The organism is Leptospira sarikeiensis (assembly GCF_004769615.1).
GTDB classification, from domain to species: domain Bacteria; phylum Spirochaetota; class Leptospiria; order Leptospirales; family Leptospiraceae; genus Leptospira_B; species Leptospira_B sarikeiensis.
In genome coordinates, this window is record NZ_RQGF01000030.1 from 142111 (window position 1) to 164159 (window position 22049).

Sequence of the window (22049 nt, forward strand, 5' to 3'; positions counted from 1 at the left end):
TTTTCTTTTAAAAAATCTATTACTCAGGGAACCTTTTGAATAGAAACCGGTCATAATTACAGTCAGAATTATTTATTATAAAATTTTAAACTTCCTCACCAATACTCACCAACTCTACTTTCTAAATATTCTCGAGTAACAGGTAACGCTGGGAGAAAATTAATTTCGGAATTCTTTTCTATCCAATCCACAGAAGTTAGAAACGTATTTAATTGCACTTTCGAAGAAGATGCTTCGTGACGAATGACAAACGCTAAAATAGAAATATCTTTTTCGTCTTTCACTAAAATTTTATAGAAGTGAGAAGGAACCCCGACCTTATTCTTCCCAATAAATTTCTGCATGAATGAAGATTCCAAAGCTTCATGAGAGTTTTCAAAATACAGTGGTCCCGTGATTACATAAATTTTCCCGTATTGCTTAACCCAATCGCGAATTTTCTGCTCAAATCTCTTCCATATGCCAGCATTAAAAGAATGAATTTGCGGAGAAATATTCGATAGGAAAAACGTTTCGTCATTTAATCTTTGATCATTCTTATAATTATCTGCTGCAGCCAAATGACCTCGATCGTATCCAGAGTTTTTATAATCGGACAGTTCAGCTCTATTGTTCCGTGGGATGGTTGGATCAGGTAAGAATCTATTCTTTCTCCTGGCGTTTCCTACCAATTCCTCCTTAGTCATCTCTTCACAGACCCAGATAGAAGTTTTATGAATGTCGCTATAACCGGAGGTATAGCCATCTCTACCAATCAAAGAAATCTTCCCCCTTGAGATCGGCATACCTAAAGGACAATTTTTATCGTTAATCACGTTACTATTATCTTTTTCAATGAAAGATAAAGGTTCTAATCGTAATGTATATTCGCATGAGATACAAAATATACCTATTATAACTGTAATTAATGTCTTCATTATGTTTTTATGGACATCTTGATCTTTTTGAAAGACCCAAGATCATATATCCATTTGATGCAAATGCTTGCTTCAACATTGGGTCGATACTAGATTTATACCCACTTATCGAAGCAGCTCCCGCAACTTCTAAAAACTCGCACGCAAAAGCGTAATTAGCTCCGCTCCTGCTCATTCCGTATACATATGGAAGAAACAAATATGCTTTCAAGAATTCAGATTTATTATAGATTGATGCAAATAACTTTGAATAAATATCAGTCGCCTTCTTTATATTCAACCAGATTGGCCCCATATTATTAGGGTTAATTTCGTACATCAGTGCTGCTTGTTCGAATTTGCGATCAACTTCCGCACGTATTCGCTCCACACATTTCCAATCTACTACTTCTCTTGAACTAAGAATTTGCTCGGTAGATTGATAATAAGAAAGTTGACCGCCAAAAGAATAAGCCATACCGCCAGAACCATTGTATTCATAATAAGTAAATACTGGAATAACGCTTTGTATCTTTGCGTTGGATTGTTGTAACAGATTCCGCTCATCAACTGGAAGGTCGGATAATATTTGGCTAAGGGCTTCCTTCTTTCCATCTAGATATTCAAGGCAAACAACTACGGAACTTTCTTTCTCATCTAATTTGGAATAAAGTCTTCCAGGAAGAGAAGAACAGGAGCTTAAAAATAAATTAATAAATAAAATAAACGCCAAGGATAATCTATACATTTTTCACCCCTATATTTAGCCACTTACCATAGCCTTTGGTATCATTAATCAAAAGATAGTGCAACTGGTCAAAACGTCAACACGTATATTTTGACGCGTCTTTATGTCCGTGGCCTTTTTGACGGTATTCCGTTAAAATACTAAATGATGGATTATTCCACCTTCAAAAACAGAGTGTGTAAAAGAATAAAGGACTTGAGGATTGAAAAGAATTTAACTCAAGAGCAGATTTCAGGTCCGTTTATGGGAGTAAGAACTTACCAAAAAATTGAGTCAGGATTTAGCGCGCCAAATCTGGAAAGTTTATTCAAAATAGCAAATGCATTAGGGGTACACCCGAAAGAACTAATAAATGTCGCGATCTCTGGCAGCGATGAGAAAGGCAAAAAGAAATAAATTAGGAATAGTCTTTTAAAAAGGTCCAGAAACCCGTAAATTTAGATCAGGGATCAGATTTCTATAATTCAGTGAAAGGATCAATTATTCTAAACTTTGGTAAGGGTATCGTATCAGGTATTTCGTCTTCCTCGAAGTCATCTAATTTTTTAATTCTCCTCTTTACCCTTTCTCCTTCTAAAACATTCCAATTAAGTTCTATTTGAAAGCGATCCAAATAATATTGTAGAATTGTAGTCTTGCACGCCTCTAAAGTTCCATCTAACAACCACTTCTTATATCGAGAATGAATCGTGGAACGCTTACCAAATCTTGCCGGTAAATCTTTCCATGAAATACCGTGTTCCATGCGATAAACGATCCCTGCGAGGATATGTCTATCATTGCTTTTGGGCCGCCCACCTAATGGATTAGAATTTGCCGCCTGCTTTCCCTTTATCTTAACTTTTACAGATTCCCAAAGGTCATCAGGCAAGGGCGTCATGATTAACATTACACTCTCTGCCAATGATAACGATTTCATACATCCCCAATCGACATTATACAGAGATGAGTCTCTTGCATTTTAAACTAAATAATCAAAAATTTTAACTAATATACCTAACTGAATACGAGTATTTATAGAAAGGTCCAAAAACCCATAAAATTTAGATCAGGGATCAGATCAGGCATAAAATCCGGCTAATTTCTTGCTCTTAGCGAAATTTACCCGACACATTTTTTAGTTAAATTTCGAGCCCAAATCCAGGAGAGAATATATAAGAAAAATCTACTTTATTTATTGTTTACGAACATTTAATCCAAAAAGCATCTTTAAATACTAAAAGATATGAATTCCGGTCATCCATACATACTGTCCCAGAACTTGTTAAAAAGATCCATATTCTTCCATTCTAATCCGCACAAATGCGATATAGAAGGCCCAATAAACTTTAAATATTACCAAAGCATAACAACATACTTCTTAGATAACTTCTACCCAAAATTCTGTCCAACCTGCAATATCCAATTAACGAAGACGATCAGTACAAGAGATTACTTAATCCGCTGCGAGATTTGCCACTACCAAGCATCCAGACTTTCATATACTCCCCTGCATCATTTCAAATTACCGCTTTGGATATTCGGATATGTATTAGATGAATCATATAAACAAAGTCCAAAGGTAGTAACAGCCGCCGAGATAGTTAGGAAAACCGGAATCTCGTATAAATCTGCGCTGCTTCTCAAGCGCAGGATCCAACTCTTTGCAAGCGATCAAAGAGAAGCATTCCAAGAACTGCTGTATTCCCAACTCGAACAAGAATACAAAGAATTCCGACTCCCAGAAGAAGACGAAGAAATACAGATTCACGGACGAAAATCCCAAAAGTCAGTTAATTCAAAACTAGCCAAAAACGCGGTCACCCAAGCCAAAGACTTTAAGAAGAAAATCCTGCAAAAAGCGCTTAAACATAAAACGATCACAAACGCGGATACAATGGTCCTCTACTCTGCATCTCAACGAGCAAATAAAGGCCGTAAAAGGCACAGATCTAAGGGTTTAACAGCTTCTATATACATGAGCGATAAACTCGGTGGAAAACAGATCGGAACACTAGTGCATACGATTGCAGCCAGTAACGGAGCACTAATACTCGATTCAGTACCGAATCAAAAGATGAATACTCTGGGGCCGTTATTCAGAAGAAGCATCCCAGACAATACGGCGATCTTCACAGATAGCGGATACCCGTGGCTTTCGGTATATAGAAATCATAGAATGGTGAATCATACAGCTCATTCCAAAGACAAACGACATCGGTGGGCCAGAAACAGATGGAGTAAGGACGGAGTTCATGTTCAATATGCAGAAGGAAATCATAGAGTAATCAAACAAGCATTCTCATCTTACGGGTATATAAAGCCGCAGTATTCACAACTCTATCTAAATGAATTCTGTTTTTACAGGAATCTAAAAGTATTTGGACTCGATGCGCTTGTTGCTAAGTGGCGGGAGAAGATTGGAGTTGTTGAGATAGAAGGAAGTAGTGACTTAGAAACAGCTAAGAAGTCAAAAAATTCTGATTCAGGTGTGAGTAGAGGGATTAGCAGTAAGCATTCTGCTAATCCCTCTACTCACTTTCATTTTCTTGCAGACGTATCAAATCCTGTGCGGATTGTAAAGAATAAATTATTTCTTCTTGACCTCGTTTTTGAGATCTTCTTTCACAGTGTCTCTAGTCGTATTGGATTTATTTTCCAAACGAATTGTATAATGGATCTGATACTTTGTTACTACCGGTTTTTCTTCAGAATGTTCCATGGACCAACGAGTCACGTCGTTCTGGATGATCTTAGCAAGATTATTGATCCTAGGAACCCTCGTATTAAAACGGATAGTTTCTACAGCACCGGTGTTCCCATTTAAGATCACTAAGATGATCCCATCGTCGATAAAATTAACTCTATTATATTTTAATAATTCTTCACTAATGAGAGCGTCCCCGCCCTTATCCACTTTTCTGCGAATATATTTGGATCCTCGGATCTGTCTCATTTTATAGGAATCACTAGTGATATGAACTCTGAAATATTCAGAAGTGTCCTTGGACTGAGCCTGAAAGGAAGTCGGATCAGTAGTTGTGATCTTGACCTCATTCCCCTCCTCGTCTATAACTGCCTCATTCTCTCCACCTGGATTCGGTAGATTTTCTCCCTTTGGAGTCTCAGGAGTTTGATTTGTAACAGTTCCAGTACTAGAACAGGAAACTAAGGATAAACAAATTAAGAGGATAAAACCGGTGAAAATAGTTCGGTAGGCCGAAACTCGAAACATTAAAAACTTCTCCTATTCATAAGCGAAAATTTTACTCTATACCAAATATTGCAAGAACAGTGTGGCAAGGCCCAAGAAGCAAAAGAACCCGAATACGTCCGTAGTTGTTGTAACAAAAATGGAAGACGCAATCGCAGGATCGATTCCCAAGACCTTTAATAACATCGGGATACAAGCCCCGACGAGTGCCGCAACGATCAGATTGGCAAGCATTGCTAAGAAAATAACAATCGCGAGCGCAAGTTTTCCCGTATAAAAAAATACTGCGACCCCTGTGATCGCACCGATCGTGAGCCCGTTAATTACACCGATGATCCCTTCTTTCTTGAACCCAACAGTCCAGTTTGCCTGGCTCAGATCCCCAGTCGCGATGTTTCGGACAACAACCGTGATCGATTGAGTCCCCGCATTTCCGCCCATACCGGCTACGATTGGCATAAGGCTCGCAAGTAGTACGAAAGATTGGATCGTGTCCTGAAATACAGCCACGGTAGAAGCCGCGATTACGGCTGTTCCTAAATTGATCACAAGCCAGGTAAGTCTTCTTCGAATAGAGTCCCAGATAGAAGTATTGAGCCTCTCCTCTTCCGAAACTCCCCCCATCCTTAAGATGTCTTCGGAAGCCTCTTCTTGAACGATATCCAAGATATCATCTACTGTGACCCTACCGATGATCCGATCCAGATCGTCCACAATCGCGGCGGAGACCATATCGTATTTTCGGAACATTCTCGCCACTTGTTCCTGGTCCGTATCATAATGGATCGAGAATACTTCTTCTTTAACTAGGCGGCCTACTTTCTGGTTTAAAGGAGCTAAGAATAGATCCTTGAGTTTGATAAATCCTTTCAGATGGTTTTCAGAATCTGTTACATAGAGTAGATAAATATCATCCGTCTCTTTGGCGATCCTTCTCAATTTGATAATCGCCTTACGCACAGTATCCGTTTCATATGCTGAGGCAAATTCAGTGGTCATCAAACGACCGGCTGTATATTCCCGGAAATTCAATTGTTTACGGATTTGAGAAGAATCCTCTCGATCCAAGGAATTTAGGATCTCCTCCGCCTTAGCCTTTGGAATTTCGGAGATCAGATTGGTTACATCGTCGGTTTCCAGGTTTTCGACGATCGGAGAAATCTCCTTCATATTTAGACGGGAGATCAGTTCTGCCTGAAGATCTTCGTCAAACTCTACTAAGATCTCGGATTGTTGTTCGGAATCACAAAGTTTGAATACGTAAAATGCGTCGTCGATATCCAGTTTTTCCAGGACTTCGGCGATATCCGCTGGGTGATTGGATGTGGTAAAATTTAAGAGATACTTGCTGTCTTTTTTCTCTATTTTTTCAAAGAAGGATTCCATCCAATCCGCGGATTGCGGATTTGCTTTTATGGAAGAAGTTTCCTTAGTGCTATTTGTTTCGTCCATTTTCGGCATCCTCCCCCTTTGACAGAATCCTGATATATTTTATCGGTTCAATGAATTTCCTGATTTCGAGCCAAGAGTTTTTCATTTGACGGTGGCCTAGTAGCCTTAGAATAGAACCTGTATCCGCCTATCAGACTATGAAACAGTTCCTTTTTCGACTTACTCCAGTTCTTCTACTATTATTTTCGGTCCCGGCATTTTCGGACGCATTTTATTTCCCTTGGGAATACAATAAATTATTCAACGAGAACGCCACTCTCAAGATCGAGTTAGATTCCCTTAGACTTCGTTATCGGAACGAGACAGAAAACTACAAAAAAGAGAAATTGGGCCTGGACGCTCAGATCCAAAAATTGGAAGAACAGCTCCAAGGCGAGAAAACCTTCCGAGAAAGGGACAAGGAACTCTTCAGCGAACTCATAAAATCCTTAGAAAATCAGATCGCACTCCTAAAAACCAAGAGTGGTAACAAAGAAAAAGAACTGATCGAAGAAAATGAGAGACAGAACAAAAAATACCAGGATCTGATCTCGGAACTCAAATCAGAACTAGAAAAAGAAAGACTGAATTGTATCCGCAAAATGGATGAGATGAAGCGGGAATACGAATCAAAGATCGCAAGCCTGGAAGCCAGAAACAAAGAGTTGGAAGACAGTATTTCCAAACTCAAAAACCTGAACGAAGATCAAAAAAGAGAACTGAATCGTTTAGCAGAACAGGCAAATAAATTAGAGTCTAAATTATCCGGCGAGATCGCTAAAGGACAGATCCGCTTAAAACGTTCTCATAACAGACTTATTATCCAGATCGACGATCAGATCTCCTTTGACTCAGGATCCGCAGACTTAAAAAAACAGATCTTTCCGGCTCTCGAAAAAATTAAAGAGATCTTGGCAGAATATTCAGGAAACCTGATTATCGTAGAAGGACATACGGATAATATTCCGATCAAAACCAAAAAATTCAACGATAACTGGCAACTATCAACAGAGAGAGCCTTATCCGTTCTTAGATTTTTATTAGAAAGTAAAAATCTGGACGCTAGAAATTTTTCAGCCGCAGGTTATGGAGAACACCAACCTGTAGTATCCAATGATACTCCTGAAAACAGGGCTTTAAACAGAAGAGTCGATATCGTTTTAGAACCTCAAAGCGGCAAGAACCATTAATTTCCGCATTTCGAATATCATTGGCAAACAAGGTAAATTCTTCCGTATCCTCATTTGAACCTTTCGGTCGTCAGACAATCCTGAGACCGAAAAGAAAGGATACATTACGTAGTCTCGCATTTGCGTTCTTTCTTTCCTTAGGGATCTTTTCCTGGGAATTATTCGGGTCCGCACAAAGTAAAAGTTTAGCGTTGCTCGCGGATGCCGGGCATGTGATCTCAGACTCATTCGCATTTCTATTAAGTATCTTTGCAGTACTTGTCGCAGACAAAAAACCGAATGCAAAGATGAATTTTGGATTTTTCCGCGTAGAAGTATTCGCTGCCTTTATCAATTCAATCTTAATCTCCGGAATGTCCGTTTATATTATTTATGAAGCGGTCCAAAGATTCACCCACCATCAAGAAATAATCACCGAATCCATGTTAGTATTCAGCTTAGGAACCATCGGATTCAATCTGATCTCAGTTTGGCTTTTAAAAAGTATCTCTTCCGGAAATATCAATCTTAGAACTGCCTACCTTCATGTTCTTAATGATCTATTCGGAACAATTGCTGTCCTTGTCGGTGCGATCCTGATAAAATTCTTTTCTTGGACCTGGATCGATCCTCTATTAAGTTTAATTCTTTCTGTATTCATCCTTAGAGCAGCATTTACTATTCTAAAGGAAAGTCTTCTTATACTTTTAGAATCCTCTCCTACTTTCGAAGAATGGGATCATTTAAAAAAGGATCTATTGCGTATCAAAGGAGTAGAATCAGTTCTTTCTGCTCATACTTGGACATTAACCAAGGGAATTCATGCTTGCGCATTTAGATTACAAATTCCGAATGTTTCAAACTCAAAAACGATCTTGAAAGAAGCTTACGAACTTTTACGAGGAGAATGGAAATTCGAGCAGATCTATATCCAGTTAGAAGATCTATCTTCTACTCATACGATCGACGGAATTATCGCGAAAACCTTACACGATATAGATTCGGAAGAATGGGGCCATCACCATCATACCCATGATCATCCGGATCATCACCATCATTAAGATTCTTTTAAATTCCCGAACTTTCTCCATTCTCTGGATTGTTTCAGTCTGTTTTTGATATAAACTGGACTTCTTGCAGGATGAATGGAAGAGAATAAAGCAAGATCTGGATATAATGTCTTTCTATTAAAATTCGGGATAGAATCCAGGATCGTAAAACATTCGTCTAAAATTGCTTCGTAACCATAAGGATGATCTTCTTCTATCTTATAGTTAGGATCCTTATCTTTTTTATCAGAAATTTCTAAACATTTTCCGTATAATAATCCGCTCAAATCCCAAAGTTTTCCGAGAACTGCGAATCTTTCTCTAGATTCCCCCCCGTGGCTCAGGTCCGCTACGATCTTACGGATAGATCCGCAAAATAGGACCGCAGCGGATAACATCTCGGAAAGATGAATATCTGCACCCAGTTTGGAGTAATCTTCTATAAAATGATGATCGGAAGGAATAACTAACTTTTCACCTTGGATCTTACAATGTGTAGCTTCCGCAGCAAAATCCAAATGAAATTCTTCTAATTTTAATCCGGGAAAGTCTCTCGGAATATAATAGACTCCGAAAAGATTTTTTTCTTCATCCTTTGCTACGATCAGATAACCTTCAGCATCCGCTCCGTTCGTAACAAATCCTTTATGAAAACTTAATTCTATCTCACCGCTCGGTAAAATTTTTGCGGTAGATTTTAGATTGGTGAGTTTTCCCATCCATCCGGGTTCACTCACCCCAAGTCCTAAAATACCCAGACCATTCACAAGTCTATCTTGTATCTCTAATGCGAGCTTTTTAGATCCTTCTTTGATGGATGCTCCATTCTCAGAACCGATCACCAGTTTTAAGATCTTACCGGCAACATTCGTTTGGGCCATAAGCCCTACACCTACTCCAATCCCATGAGGAAAAGAAGGAAGTAAGACTAATTTCTCATGAAATTCTCTAAAACCGCCTTCATTAAGGGCTTGAAAAAGTCCCGCCTTAGCGATTTCCGGCAGAGAGGATTTATAAACGGATCTGAATTCCCCTGGAGGGAAAGAATTAAGTTTAGCTTTTAAATCTTTCATCTAAGAAGAACTTAACCTGCCTTTTTCCCGGAAGACAAAACTTTTTTCAAATACTGACCGGTAAAAGACTCTTTGACCTTTGCTACTTCTGTAGGAGTTCCCTCTGCGATAATTTTTCCGCCGCCTTCTCCGCCTTCCGGACCTAGATCTATGATCCAATCCGCTTGTTTGATCACATCTAGATTATGCTCGATCACTATCATAGAATTTCCACGATCCACAAGAGTATGCAGAACAGACATTAAATGGCGAACATCCTCGAAATGTAAACCTGTAGTAGGTTCGTCCAGGATATATAAAGTTTTTCCAGTCGGACGTTTTGAAAGTTCGGAGGCAAGTTTGATCCTCTGGGCTTCTCCCCCTGAGAATGTAGTCGCAGGTTGTCCCAATTTAATATAGCCTAAACCTACTTCAGCCAAAGTCTCTAGTTTTCGTTTTAACGCTGGAATATTCTCAAAGAAAGGAATAGAATCTTCTACAGTCATCTCTAAGATCTCGAAAATATTCTTACCTTTATAACGAACTTCTAATGTTTCTTGATTGTATCGTTTTCCTTTACATACATCGCAGGTGACATATACGTCCGGAAGAAAATGCATTTCGATCTTTAGAATCCCATCTCCTTCGCAGGTTTCACATCTTCCACCGCTTACGTTAAAGCTGAATCTTCCCGGAGAATAACCTCTCAGTTTAGATTCTTCCAACTGAGCGAACATATCTCGAACAACGGTAAAGAGCCCGGTATAAGTCGCCGGGTTGGATCTAGGAGTCCTTCCGATCGGGGATTGATCTATATTGATGATCTTATCGATTTCTTCCAAACCAGTGATCTTTTCGTGTTTTCCCCAAACAGTTCTCATCTTCATTACTTTATGAGCTGCTGCGTTGTATAAAATATCATTGATCAATGTGGATTTTCCGGACCCAGAAACTCCTGTCACAACGATGAGTTTTCCAAGTGGGATCTCCACACTTACGTTCTTTAAATTATTTTCTTTCGCGTTTACGATCTTGAGTTTTTTGCCGTTTCCAGCTCTTAAGCTCTTTGGAACAGTGATCACTTCTTTTCCGGAAAGATATTTTCCAGTCAGTGAATTTTTATTTTTAGCAACTTCTTCAGGAGTTCCGGAACAAACCACTGTTCCTCCATGAACACCTGCGCCTGGCCCCATATCGATCAACCAGTCCGCCTCTTCCATAGTCTCTTGGTCGTGCTCAACGACTAAAACAGTATTTCCCAAATCTCTTAGATCTTTGAGAGTATTTACGAGCTTAGTATTATCTCTCTGGTGGAGACCGATAGAAGGTTCATCCAAAATATATAATACACCTTGCAGTCTAGAGCCGATCTGAGTTGCGAGACGGATCCTTTGAGCCTCTCCTCCGGATAATGTTCCTGCAGAACGTTCCAAACTTAAATATCCTACACCGACATCGTTTAAGAAAGTAAGTCTCTGTTGGATCTCCTTCAGAATAGGCTTTGCGATCACCTCTTCGCTTCCTTTAGGTTTCATAGATTTTACGAAGTCCAATGCCTTCTCTACGCTGAATCCGGAAAATTTATCAATGGTAAGATTATTTACTTTTACGTTTAAGCTGACAGGTTTCAGACGTTTTCCTTCACAGGAAGGACAATGATGGTTGGTCATATATCCTTCTAATTGTTGGCGTCTAGCTTCCGAGCCTTCTTTATATCTTCTTTTTAGATTCGGGATCACTCCCTCAAATTCACGACTGAACTCATAATGAGATTGTTCATTTCTGAAATCGTAGTCTATCTTGAGATTTTTATCCCCATAAAGGATCGTATCCCTAATTTTTTTAGGAAGATCCTTCCAAGGAGTATTATAATCGAATTTTAGTTTTTTCGCAAGAGAATGGACTGTAGTTAAGAACCAGTAACTGTTGCTCTTTGCTCCTGCCCAACCTTCGATACAACCTTCCACAAGAGAAAGTTCCGGATCTGTGATGAGCAGATCTTCATCAAATTCCAAAAGGCTCCCGAGACCATCACAGGTTTCACAGGCCCCAAATGGAGAGTTAAAGGAAAACAATCTGGGAGAAAGTTCAGGAAGAGATTCTTCCGGGTGATTCGGACAGGATAGTTTTTGGGAAAATGTATGGTCCTTCTTTCCATCATCTAAAAGAAGCATTCCTTCCGACTGTTTTAAAGCTGTTTCGACAGAATCAGTCAACCTGGAGCGTATCCCGTCTTTGATTACCAATCGATCCACTACGATCTCGATCGTTGCCTTAAAACTTTTTTTCAGAACGATCTCTTCGTCCAAAGTTTTGATCTCACCGTTCAGACGAATTCTATTAAAGCCGTCTTTTCTGATCTTCTCCAGAACATCTTTATGCTCACCCTTCTTTCCGGAAACAATAGGTGCTAAGAGTTGGATCTTTGTTCCATCCGGAAAATTCAGGATCCTTTCCGTGATCTGATCAATGGATAAAGATTGGATCGGAGTGCTGCAGATCGGACAATGAGGTTTGCCGATCCTAGCGTATAATAATCTAAGATAATCGTAAATTTCAGTAACAGTTCCTACAGTGGATCTAGGATTACGATGTGTAGTTTTCTGTTCTATAGAGATTGCTGGAGAAAGCCCTTCGATCAAGTCAAGATCCGGCTTTTCCATTTGGCCTAAAAATTGTCTAGCATATGCGGATAGACTTTCCACATATCTTCTTTGGCCTTCCGCATAGATCGTATCGAATGCAAGAGAGGATTTCCCCGAACCTGAAAGTCCGGTGATTACCACGAGTTTATCTCGAGGAATATCCAAACTGATATTTTTAAGATTATGCTCCCGAGCGCCTCGGATGCGGATATGATCCAAATCTATAACCCTCTCTTTGGTTTCAGATAATTTCCGGAAAGCCAGGCTGAAAAGCGGTTTTCCTTTTTTAATTTTACGTTTTCCGGAATAAAACGCGGTTTTACTTTGGTCGCCAAAAGGAATTTCCAATGTTCAGAATTTTATTCTCTCTCATATTTTTACCGGTTCGGATTTTGTTCCAAGGATTTCGTATCCTTTCTTGGACGATCCGTAAGGGAGATCATTTCTATTTAGAAATTCCTTCTTCTTTCTCTTTTGATAAAAAATCTTTCTTTGTAAAGTTTTTGGTCCCTAGGGAAGAAGCTCCCTTCTTGGTAGATTTTCTGTTAGGACTAAAGGCTCTAACTAAGGTCCCGGGACTAAAGAAAATTTCTTTCCATATTTCCAATCCTGAATACGGTTTTGGAGAAGTTTGGAATATCTGTGAGGCTATCCAGAATTTAAACGAAAAAGGGATAGAGACTTCCGGTTTTTGTTTAGGAGGAGGCACTAAAGCATTACTTCTACTATCCTATTGCAAATATAGATACGCATCTTCTGCTTCTGAGTTTTTCCCGATCCTACCTTCCGCAGAGCCCTACTTTTTTGGAGGAGCCGCTAAAAAATTCGGTGTAGGTGTAGAAGCATACGCAAGCGGTGCCTTTAAAGCATTTGGAGAAACTTTCCAAAGAACTTCCTTCTCTGCCCCTGCAAGAAAAAATTTAGAAACCTTATTAACGGACCACACAAATTTACTTACCGAATCCTTTTCAGGATCTTCCGGCTTGGATCTGAAAGTATTAGAAGAACCGATCATAGGAGCGGAGAAGTTACAGAAAATCGGATTCTTGACTGAACTTTTAGAAGAAGATGAATTTGAAGAAAATTATTTATTCGAGAATTATAAAAAAGAGCAGGAAACGGATAAACCTAAATATAAAAAGTTGAGTGCCAAAGGTTTTCGGCTATATCATAAAAAATCAAATTTCAATCTGATCTCTAAAAGAATTCCGATCGTAGCGGTTCTACCCATCCAAGGAAATATACTCCCCGACTTAGGAAGGGAAGAAGATTTCCGTTCTAGACAAGTTTCTTTCCGTTATTACCAAGAACTATTCAAAGAATTAAGAGAAGATCCAAAAGTTTCCGCAGTCGTTTTAGAAATGAATTCACCAGGAGGCAGTGCACTCGTTTCCGAATTATTGTATAGAGAGATCAAAAAACTTTCTAAAGAAAAACCCGTTATTACTTACATATTGAATGTAGCCGCTTCCGGAGGTTATTATCTTTCCTGTGCTACGGAAACCATTCACGGAACTCCTTACTCAATTGTAGGATCGATCGGTGCAGTTATGATGAGATTCGAGTTAAAAGGATTGTACGATAAATTCGGGATTAAAAAAGAAAGGATCGGATTCTATCCTCATAGAGACATTTTATCCGAATATGGAAAACTTTCTCCAAAGTCTGAAAAATTCTTAAAACAAGAAGTATTAAGATCCAGAGATCTATTTTATTCCAGAGTGATCGAAGCAAGAAAAACTTCCTTCAAAGAATTAGAGAACAAATACGGGGAAGGAAGGGTTTTCATCGGAAAAACTTTCCAAAAATCAGGCTTCTTGGATTCCTGCGATACACTTCTAGATACATTACAAAAACTAAAAGAACAATTAAAATCCTCAAAGATCGATATACGATATCTTCCGGGAACATATAGCTGGAAAGACTTGATCCAAGATCTAAAACCCGGACTTCAAATGTCTGGATGGAATCTTTTCTCTAAACTGAAAAAAGATCCGAAACAAAATCCGTTGGAGATTCTACATCAATCCGAGATTGCCAAGGAATTATCCGAGTTTTAGATAGCGCTCCTCCGTGATCACTGTGCCCTCTGTGCGAAAAATATTTAAAACTTTTTAGGTTCGCACAGAGATCACTGAGAACACAGAGTTTAAGCAAGCCTGCGGCTTCTAACGTTCCTGAGCCTTTAAAATACGGTTGAGGATCGCTTCTTCTCCTGATTCATTTGCAGGAGGAAAACAGTAGATTTCCTTAATCCCGAGACGATCACAGTCTCTAAAAAAAGAATAGAGATGTTTCATATACTCAGAATTGTCTTTCACGCTTAGAGAGAACTTCCAACCGCTTGGAATATTTATCCCTATTGCAGCTGTTTCTGATTCAGGACTTCTAGTCTCGGTGAGAAATACTTTCGCCGTTGGAGCATAATGTCTGTATTTCATTCCAGGGCTTGCTGGAGTTTCCCCATCTTTTAAAGAAGAAACTCCGATAAGGTTTGGAACAAATCTTTTGAGCTCTTCGAATCCCCAATATCCGGGTCTTAGAAGTTTAGGCGGATCCACTGAAAAATCCATTACAGTAGATTCCAATCCGATCTCAGGCTCAGGTCCTTTTAGGATCAAATCCACTAACCCGTCAAATTCAGAGATTGCATCTTCTAATCTAGTAATAGAAGGTTGCCCGGAAAGATTTGCAGAAGGTGCAGAAACTGGACCTCCGAAAAAGGATAACATCTCTAAAACTTTTGGATGAGAAGGAACTCTGACTGCAACTGTGGGAAGTCCAGTTGAGAAAACCGATTCATCTATTTTTTTTAATACAAGGCTTAGAGGCCCCGGCATATATTTATAAATGAGGCTTCTAACCGAGTCGGAGACCTCTCCGATCAATTGGATCATTCCGGGATTTCCCAAATGAACAATCAGAGGATTATCCGCCGGGCGGTTTTTGATTTTATAAATTTCTAAACAAGCGGAGAGGTTTCGGGAATCTGCTCCGATCCCATAAACGGTTTCGGTAGGAAATAGAACAATTCCCCCCTCTTTTAATACCTTTGCGGCAAGGGAGGAATCTTCTGTGAGGATCGTATTTTTACTTTTTGACAAGTTCCTCTGAGTTCTTAGCTTCTTCCTGACCTTCTTCTGGAGGAGCTTGTTTTACATCAGGAGTTGGAGAAACAGGTGGTTTCGCTTTTTGAACTGGAGGAAGTTTATTCGTAACCAATAATTCCAGATAATCGTTAATCCCTGGATCGTTATCGGACAACAACTGCCAGAAAGAAAATCCACCTATATCATAAGATCTTAATAGAGTCATTTTCTCTTCAAAAGCTTTTCTGTTCATGAAGAATGCTACACGGTCACAACCTTCCGATTTATACCAAATACTAGGATCCTCGTAGGTTTTTCCTTCATGAACCCAGCTAAATTTAGAAAGGTTCGTCCAAGAACCTGAGTTCTTATTATCCGCCAAGACCTGGCTGATATTTGTCGGTTGTTTAGTCACACCTAACTGTTGGCGTTTGAGAGCATCCGACCAATAAACGGATTTGATCTTAGCATTACAATTTAATGCCCAATCATATCCGTAAGTCGGGATCGCCATATACAATTTTTTAGCAGGAACTCTTTCTTTAGCGTATGTAATGATATTACGGATCCAAACATTCGGAGCCTGAGGTCCAGGTCCCGGATTTCTATACTTGCGAGGATGTAATTCGTAAGCCATTACCTTCACACGATCCGCATGCTTTGCTAAGAAAGCATAATCATGTGTCATCGGACCTCTCCAGTTTTCTGCGAAGTCCATATTAATTTTTTCTTTTAGACCCTTACATGCCTTTTGGCTGGTCTTTTTTGCGGAAGTTTTAGGGTGAACCGCGACTGAAAGAAGTTTTCCACGTTTATGGATCTCTTTAGAAAGAAGAACGATGAACTCTTCGAATTTTTCCTTCTTCTCACAGCTCATTCCTTCGTAATCGATATCGATCCCGTCGAAATTGTAAGTGTCTACTTCATATAGAATATTCTGGATATGTTTATCACGGATATCGTTACGTCCGTTCAATCCGATATTTTCAGAGATCTTCTCATTCTTATTTTCCCAACGGAAAATAGTAGGAATGATCTTCACTTTAGGATTTAGAGATTTAAGCTCTGCGACTCGGGCATGTTTCTGAGCGGAACCCCATAGAGAGTAAAGATCTCCGCTATTGGTTTCTCTTCCCTTAAAACCGTAGATAAAAGGATGGATTTCATTATAAAGATGAACCGTACGCTTCATTGCCTCATAATCTGAGAACCAAGTAGAAGCACGAAATGCTACCTCATCCTCAGTCTCTTGATTGGAAGAAGATGTAGTCGTTGTTCCTGACGAATTCTCAGACTCAGAAGAACTTACGTTGGAGTTCCACCATTTCTTCCAAGAATCCCAAGCGCCTTCCGGAGCCAATTCCAGCTCCGATTTCAAAGTAGTATTTTGAAATTGGACTGTTTGATTCTCTGTAGGAAGAGAAGCAGTTTTTGGATCTGCCTTTAAGGCTTGCAGGCCAAGATAAAAGGAAATTCCGGAAAGTACGAACCAGGTCAGGCTCACAAGGCTTGTTTGCCAGAGAGGCTGCTTTTTCGGTTGATATGGAACAGGACGGCTTAAGTCCTCTGGGGTGTAAGGTTCATCGTTTGGATTCATTTGAGCTCTATATATTTATCGAATCGCGGGGGCCAAAAGTAAAGCACCGACTGACTTCCAGTGATTTATACATGTTCTCTCTGTCAAACCTTTGTGGGTTTTGAGCCTGTTCTTTGATTGACAGAGACAAAATTCGCGAAATTTTTCCCAAGATGCAGTTTACCCGGCCCTTCAAACTTTTTTTCGTTTTAGGTTCCATCTTCATTACCTTTCTTTTGATGGCAGAAGTGACCGGCTCCAAATGGTTCCAAGTTGCGATAGGAAATAAGGCATTAACCATGACCTTAGGAGTGATCCCTTTTCCGATCACATTTATAGTAACCGACCTTCTAAATGAGTATTATGGAAGAAGAGGAGTCAGATATCTCACTCTTGTAGGAATGGTGATGATCGTCCTCGCATTCTTCCTTTTGCAATTGGATATGGCGATCCCTGCAGCGGGAAATTCTCCTGTGGACGATCACTCTTTTCAGGTAGTCTTTTTTAATACCGGCCAAGTCATTACCGGCTCCATTGTAGCCTACTTGATCGGGCAGCTCGTAGACATCCAAGTCTTCCATTTGATCCGAAAGAAGACTAAGAATAAATTATTATGGCTGAGAGCGACCGGATCTACGATCTTCTCCCAACTATTGGACTCTTATGTCGTTATCTTTGTGGCGTATTGGGGAACCTATGAGTTTGAGGTTTTAAATTCCATTTCTTATACCAACTTCTTCTATAAGATCTTCATTGCGATCGGGATCACACCGCTTATCTACTTAGCCCATTATTTGATCGAAAGGTATCTGGGAGAAGACGCTCATAAAATGGCAGAAGAAGCTCTCAAAGAAGGAAAAGAGGAAGTCCAACCTTATCCCGGCTGATTTTGGGCTTCACACTGAGATCACAGAGAACACGGAGTTAAGGTCGATTTAACAGTTAATATTCTCAGTGATCTCAGTGTCCTCTGTGCGAAATAATTTAATATATTTTCACGTTCACACAAAAACCACTGAGAATACTGAGTTTAGGGCGACTCGTTTTAATAATATAGCCAGATTCGGTTTTTCCAAGGATCCAAGTAAGAAGAGTATTTTTCTGTTCTGGATTCCTTCTCAAAGCCAAAGCTTAAAAGTTTCGTTTCGAAAGCGCTTACCTTCTCTTTTGTGAGCTTCCAAACTAAGGTCCCTGGTGAAACAGGGCATTCTTCTGTTTCTTTACTAAAAACCACTTTCTGATTTTCCGGGAAAACGACCTCGGCATGCCCCGCTCCTGAAACAATAACTTCTCCCCCGAAAAGATCCGAGTAAAGTTTGGCGGTAAGCGCACAATCCTCCGCTTTTAAGCTGGCTGCATAGAATCTGAGAGAGTCTTCTTTCATATTCCGGTCTAATCTCCAAAAGCCTAAGGATCGGCAGTAATTGGGTTTACGGCCCGATTCAGACTATAATTTTGGAGTTAGGGAAGTTTTCCAAGCATATGAACTCAAATTTGGATTTTGTTCGGATTTTCGACACCACTCTCCGAGACGGAGAACAATGCCCGGGTGCGGCAATGAGCGAGAATGAGAAGATAGAGATCGCACTCCAACTCGCCAAAATGAATGTGGATGTGATCGAAGCAGGATTCCCGGTATCTTCCCCGGTCCAGTTCCAAGCAGTTCAAAGGATTTCTAGAGAAGTAGAAGGTCCAATCATCGCAGCACTCGCAAGGGCAGTTCGCCCGGATTTAGAAGCTGCGGCAAAAGCAATCATACCGGCTCAGAAAAAAAGAATTCATACATTTATCGCCTCCTCCCCGATCCATATGAAATTCAAACTAGGAAAAGAACCTTCCGAAGTTTTAAAAATGGCGATCGAAGCAGTTAAGATCTGCAGGGACTTCGTAGAAGATGTGGAATTTTCTCCGGAAGATGCAACTCGTTCGGAGCCTGAGTTCTTAAGAGAACTTTGTGAAGCGGTGATAGAAGCAGGAGCGACCACGATCAATATTCCGGACACTGTAGGATATACTACACCATATGAGTATGGAGAACTGTTCAAGTTCCTGATCCAAAATGTGAAAGGAAGCGAGAAGGCAATCTTCTCCGCTCATTGCCATAATGACCTAGGACTTGCTACTTCTAATAGTTTAGCCGCAATCCTAAACGGAGCAAGGCAGGTAGAATGTACTGTCAACGGGATCGGAGAAAGAGCTGGTAACACTGCGATGGAAGAAGTGGTAATGGCTCTTAGAACTCGTAAGGATAAATTCGGCATCCAAACCAGGATACAAACAGAAGAGATCGCAAAGGCTTCTTATCTTGTTAAAACGATCACTGGAATGGTAGTCCAACCGAATAAGGCGGTTGTAGGAGCAAACGCTTTTGCTCATGAGTCCGGGATCCACCAAGACGGAGTTTTGAAGAATAGAGAAACCTATGAGATCATGACTCCTGAAAGTGTTGGGATCCAATCTAACAGAATGGTCCTCGGACGTCATAGTGGAAGAGCCGGCTTTAAAGACAGGATCGTTCGTTTAGGATTCAGCCCTCACCCGGAAGAATTAGAAGCAGCTTACCAAAGATTTTTGGAAATCGCAGACAGAAAAAAAGAAATTTTCGATGAGGATATCAGAGCATTATTTGCTGACGAGTCTAGAAAATCTTCCACAGATAAATTCGTATTAGAAAGTTTTCATGTAACAACCGGAACGAAGAGCACTCCTACTGCAAGTATCCGTTTATCTATTGAAGGGAAAACCCAGGAAGAATCCGCGACTGGAGACGGACCCGTGGATTCCATATTCAAAGCGATCCAAAAGGCAACTCTGAGTGGAGATGTAGAGCTTATTAAACTTGTCATCTCTCCAGTAACGGAAGGACAAGACGCACTTGCAGAGGCTTCCGTTACTTTAGAAAAACATGGAGAAAGAGTCGTAGGAAAAGCGAGCTCAACGGATATAATTGAGGCTTGTTCTCAAGCGTACATCTCCGCATTAAATCGTTTCTCTTTGAATTAAGAAATTTTGCCGAATCATGTTCGGTATCTATTTTCAAAATTCCTAGAAAAACCGTTGCCTTTTCTCATTTCTAAGAGAACCTTTCGTAGTAGAACGAGTGTTCTACTACTATATATAGAAAGGTGAACTGTGTGTCTTCTTTAGATATTTCCCCAATCTTTCGCCCGATTCACATCGGAGACGAAACAATTTCAAATCGTATCATCATGGGTTCCATGCACTTAGGCCTGGAAGGAATGCCGGAAACCGCGGATAGAATGACAGCATTCTATGGCAGAAGATTTGAAGGTGGAGTCGGACTCATTACTACCGGTGGAATTTCGGTTAACGCAGAAGGAAAAGGCTCCAATATCTTTTTCGATTTTCAAAAGGAAGAAGATTGTAAGGAACTAGAGTTAGTCGCTTCTGCTTTGAAGCCAATGGGAATTTTCTGCGCCCAATTATTTCACGCGGGAAGATACGCATACCATAGAGAACTTGTAGGAGCTTCCCCACTTCGTGCTCCAATCAATCGATTCATACCAAAAGAACTTTCTACGGAAGATGCTTGGAGAACCATCAGAGATTTTGGATCTTCTGCGTTACGCGCAAAACAAGTAGGATTCAGAGCTGTCGAAGTCATGGCTTCGGAAGGATACTTGGTTAATCAATTCTTCTCCGCAGTTACGAATAAAAGAACCGACGAATTCGGGGGAACTCCTGAGAACCGTAGAAAATTCGCGATCGAAACAATGAAAGAGGTCCGTAAACAAGTAGGACCGGGTTTTCCAGTAATCGTAAGAATGTCAGGGATCGATCTCATCCCTGGTAATCCAACTTTTGAAGAAGTGATCTCACTCGCACAAGAATTAAAAGCTGCAGGTGCAGATGCTTTAAATATAGGGATCGGTTGGCATGAGTCCAGAATACCTACGATCTCTCAGCTTGTTCCAAGAGGAGCCTGGGCAAAAATTGCAGGTAAAATAAAAACAGCAGTTCCTGGGATCCCGATCATCGCTTCTAATAGGATCAATATGCCGGAGACCATCATCCAAGTATTGAATGCTGGAGAAGCGGACATCGTGAGTATGGCAAGACCTTTCTTAGCGGATGCAGACATCGTAAATAAAATTAAAGAAAACCAAACGGAAAGAGTGAATACTTGCGTCGCATGTAACCAAGCCTGCTTAGATCATACTTTCAAAGAAGAAATGGTTTCTTGTCTCGTAAATCCTTCTGCAAATAGAGAATTAGAATGGAAACATCTTCCTCAGGCTAAAAAACAAAGGGTCGTAGTCGTAGGTTCCGGTCCCGGCGGAATGGAATCTGCAAGAGTGTCAGCACTCAGAGGACATGAAGTCATTCTACTCGAAGCTTCCAATCGTCTTGGTGGCCAGTTAAACCTTGCCGCTGCAATCCCAGGTAAATTCGAATTTTTTGAAACGATCCGATATTTCAAAAATGAACTTCCTATACTTGGAGTGGATATTCGTTTAAATACTAAGGCGGATCTGAAACTTCTGGATGAATTAAAGCCGGATGCGGTGATCTTTGCTACAGGAGTCTTACCTAGAAATCCAAATCTCCCGGGTATAGAGAAAAAACCTCATGCAAGTTATGTGGAGTTTCTAAACGGAACCTTTAAAGCTGGCTCGAACGTAGCAATCATCGGAGGTGGGGGCATTGGAGTGGACGTTGCCCATAAACTCACAGAAGAGAAAGATCCTGATATTCCTTCTTACTTCGATCGTTATAATGTAAACTCTTACACCGAGGCTCAGATTAAACCGGAAACTGCCCACAGAAAAGTTTCTATTTTCAGAAGAAATGGAAAAGTGGGTGCGGGTCTTGGAGCTACTACTTCTTGGGCACTTCTACAAGAATTACAATCCAAAGGAGTGGATTTTCTTTCTTCCCTCACTTATAAAGAAGTGAACGATAAAGGACTCGTGGTAGAGACCAAAAAGGATGGAGCAAAAACAATCGAATGCGATTCTATCATTCTTTGTGCCGGACAAACGAGCGATTCTTCTCTGTATGAAACATTCATAAAGGAAAGAAAAACTCCTGCGCATTTGATCGGAGGAGCAAAAGATTCCTCCGGAATAGACGCAAAACGTGCCATGTTAGATGGTTATTTAGCGGCAACTCGGATCGGTACCGAACAAAACTAAAAAAAGTACAATCACTTAGAATGATTTCATACCCGTCTCTTCGGA

The 22049-nt window shown here is 40.2% G+C and carries 17 protein-coding genes and 1 pseudogene; 8 read left to right on the forward strand and 10 right to left on the reverse strand.

Annotation, left to right across the window (positions count from 1 at the left end; genetic code table 11):
- Positions 1-95: 95 nt before the first annotated feature.
- The gene (locus EHQ64_RS15595) at positions 96-917 is read right to left on the reverse strand and encodes a DNA/RNA non-specific endonuclease (protein WP_135650731.1); all 822 of its coding nucleotides are present in this window, start codon (positions 915-917) and stop codon (positions 96-98) included.
- A 7-nt stretch (positions 918-924) separates the two neighbouring features.
- Positions 925-1644, reverse strand: coding sequence for a hypothetical protein (locus tag EHQ64_RS15600; RefSeq protein WP_135650732.1), 720 nt, complete (start codon positions 1642-1644; stop codon positions 925-927).
- A 144-nt stretch (positions 1645-1788) separates the two neighbouring features.
- On the opposite strand from EHQ64_RS15600, the gene EHQ64_RS15605 reads away from it, so the two are divergent.
- A complete protein-coding gene (locus EHQ64_RS15605) occupies positions 1789-2040 on the forward strand; it encodes a helix-turn-helix domain-containing protein (protein WP_246048799.1) in 252 nt (83 codons plus the stop codon).
- 61 nt (positions 2041-2101) lie between these two features.
- Here EHQ64_RS15605 and EHQ64_RS15610 read toward each other — a convergent pair whose 3' ends face one another.
- Positions 2102-2563 (reverse strand): transposase, encoded by a 462-nt coding sequence (locus tag EHQ64_RS15610; RefSeq protein WP_135650733.1) that lies wholly within the window; start codon positions 2561-2563, stop codon positions 2102-2104.
- 1137 nt (positions 2564-3700) lie between these two features.
- On the opposite strand from EHQ64_RS15610, the pseudogene EHQ64_RS20490 reads away from it, so the two are divergent.
- Positions 3701-3934, forward strand: a pseudogene (locus EHQ64_RS20490) (transposase); the annotation flags it as partial.
- A gap of 279 nt (positions 3935-4213) precedes the next feature.
- On the opposite strand, the gene EHQ64_RS15620 reads toward EHQ64_RS20490, so the two are convergent.
- Together EHQ64_RS15620 and mgtE are read right to left on the reverse strand one after the other, a co-directional pair.
- Entirely contained in the window at positions 4214-4858 is a 645-nt protein-coding gene (locus tag EHQ64_RS15620) for an LA_2219 family laminin/E-cadherin/plasminogen-binding protein (RefSeq protein ID WP_135650734.1), read from the reverse strand.
- Positions 4859-4894: 36 nt separating this feature from the next.
- The gene (mgtE, locus tag EHQ64_RS15625; RefSeq protein WP_135650735.1) at positions 4895-6289 is read right to left on the reverse strand and encodes a magnesium transporter; all 1395 of its coding nucleotides are present in this window, start codon (positions 6287-6289) and stop codon (positions 4895-4897) included.
- A 137-nt stretch (positions 6290-6426) separates the two neighbouring features.
- Here mgtE and EHQ64_RS15630 point away from each other — a divergent pair, with 137 nt between their 5' ends.
- Both EHQ64_RS15630 and EHQ64_RS15635 read left to right on the forward strand, forming a co-directional pair.
- Entirely contained in the window at positions 6427-7458 is a 1032-nt protein-coding gene (locus EHQ64_RS15630) for an OmpA/MotB family protein (protein WP_135650736.1), read from the forward strand.
- 20 nt (positions 7459-7478) lie between these two features.
- Positions 7479-8498: a cation diffusion facilitator family transporter gene (locus EHQ64_RS15635; protein WP_135650737.1), complete on the forward strand. Its 1020-nt coding sequence runs from the start codon at positions 7479-7481 to the stop codon at positions 8496-8498.
- Here the strand turns inward: EHQ64_RS15635 and EHQ64_RS15640 are convergent.
- Positions 8495-9559, reverse strand: coding sequence for an acyl-CoA dehydrogenase middle domain-containing protein (locus tag EHQ64_RS15640; protein WP_135650738.1), 1065 nt, complete (start codon positions 9557-9559; stop codon positions 8495-8497). The genes EHQ64_RS15635 and EHQ64_RS15640 overlap by 4 nt on opposite strands.
- An 11-nt stretch (positions 9560-9570) precedes the next feature.
- Positions 9571-12402, reverse strand: a complete 2832-nt coding sequence (gene uvrA / locus EHQ64_RS15645) for an excinuclease ABC subunit UvrA (protein ID WP_135650739.1) — start codon at positions 12400-12402, stop codon at positions 9571-9573.
- A gap of 128 nt (positions 12403-12530) precedes the next feature.
- Here uvrA and EHQ64_RS15650 point away from each other — a divergent pair, with 128 nt between their 5' ends.
- Complete coding sequence (locus tag EHQ64_RS15650; protein WP_135650740.1) at positions 12531-14243, forward strand: S49 family peptidase; 1713 nt, start codon at positions 12531-12533, stop codon at positions 14241-14243.
- Between the two features lie 108 nt (positions 14244-14351).
- Here the strand turns inward: EHQ64_RS15650 and EHQ64_RS15655 are convergent, their stop codons facing one another.
- On the reverse strand, positions 14352-15287 hold the full coding sequence (locus EHQ64_RS15655; RefSeq protein WP_135650741.1) for an L-threonylcarbamoyladenylate synthase: 936 nt from the start codon (positions 15285-15287) through the stop codon (positions 14352-14354).
- Positions 15274-16869 (reverse strand): glycosyl hydrolase family 18 protein, encoded by a 1596-nt coding sequence (locus EHQ64_RS15660; RefSeq protein ID WP_135650742.1) that lies wholly within the window; start codon positions 16867-16869, stop codon positions 15274-15276. Before EHQ64_RS15660 ends, EHQ64_RS15655 begins: the two co-directional genes overlap by 14 nt.
- A gap of 152 nt (positions 16870-17021) precedes the next feature.
- Between EHQ64_RS15660 and EHQ64_RS15665 the strand changes: the two genes are divergently transcribed.
- A complete protein-coding gene (locus EHQ64_RS15665; protein WP_135650743.1) occupies positions 17022-17735 on the forward strand; it encodes a queuosine precursor transporter in 714 nt (237 codons plus the stop codon).
- A gap of 158 nt (positions 17736-17893) precedes the next feature.
- Here EHQ64_RS15665 and EHQ64_RS15670 read toward each other — a convergent pair whose 3' ends face one another.
- On the reverse strand, positions 17894-18232 hold the full coding sequence (locus EHQ64_RS15670; protein WP_135650744.1) for a hypothetical protein: 339 nt from the start codon (positions 18230-18232) through the stop codon (positions 17894-17896).
- 98 nt (positions 18233-18330) lie between these two features.
- Here EHQ64_RS15670 and EHQ64_RS15675 point away from each other — a divergent pair, with 98 nt between their 5' ends.
- Complete coding sequence (locus tag EHQ64_RS15675) at positions 18331-19851, forward strand: 2-isopropylmalate synthase (RefSeq protein WP_135650745.1); 1521 nt, start codon at positions 18331-18333, stop codon at positions 19849-19851.
- Between the two features lie 131 nt (positions 19852-19982).
- Complete coding sequence (locus EHQ64_RS15680; RefSeq protein WP_135650746.1) at positions 19983-22004, forward strand: oxidoreductase; 2022 nt, start codon at positions 19983-19985, stop codon at positions 22002-22004.
- The last annotated feature ends 45 nt before the right edge of the window (positions 22005-22049 follow it).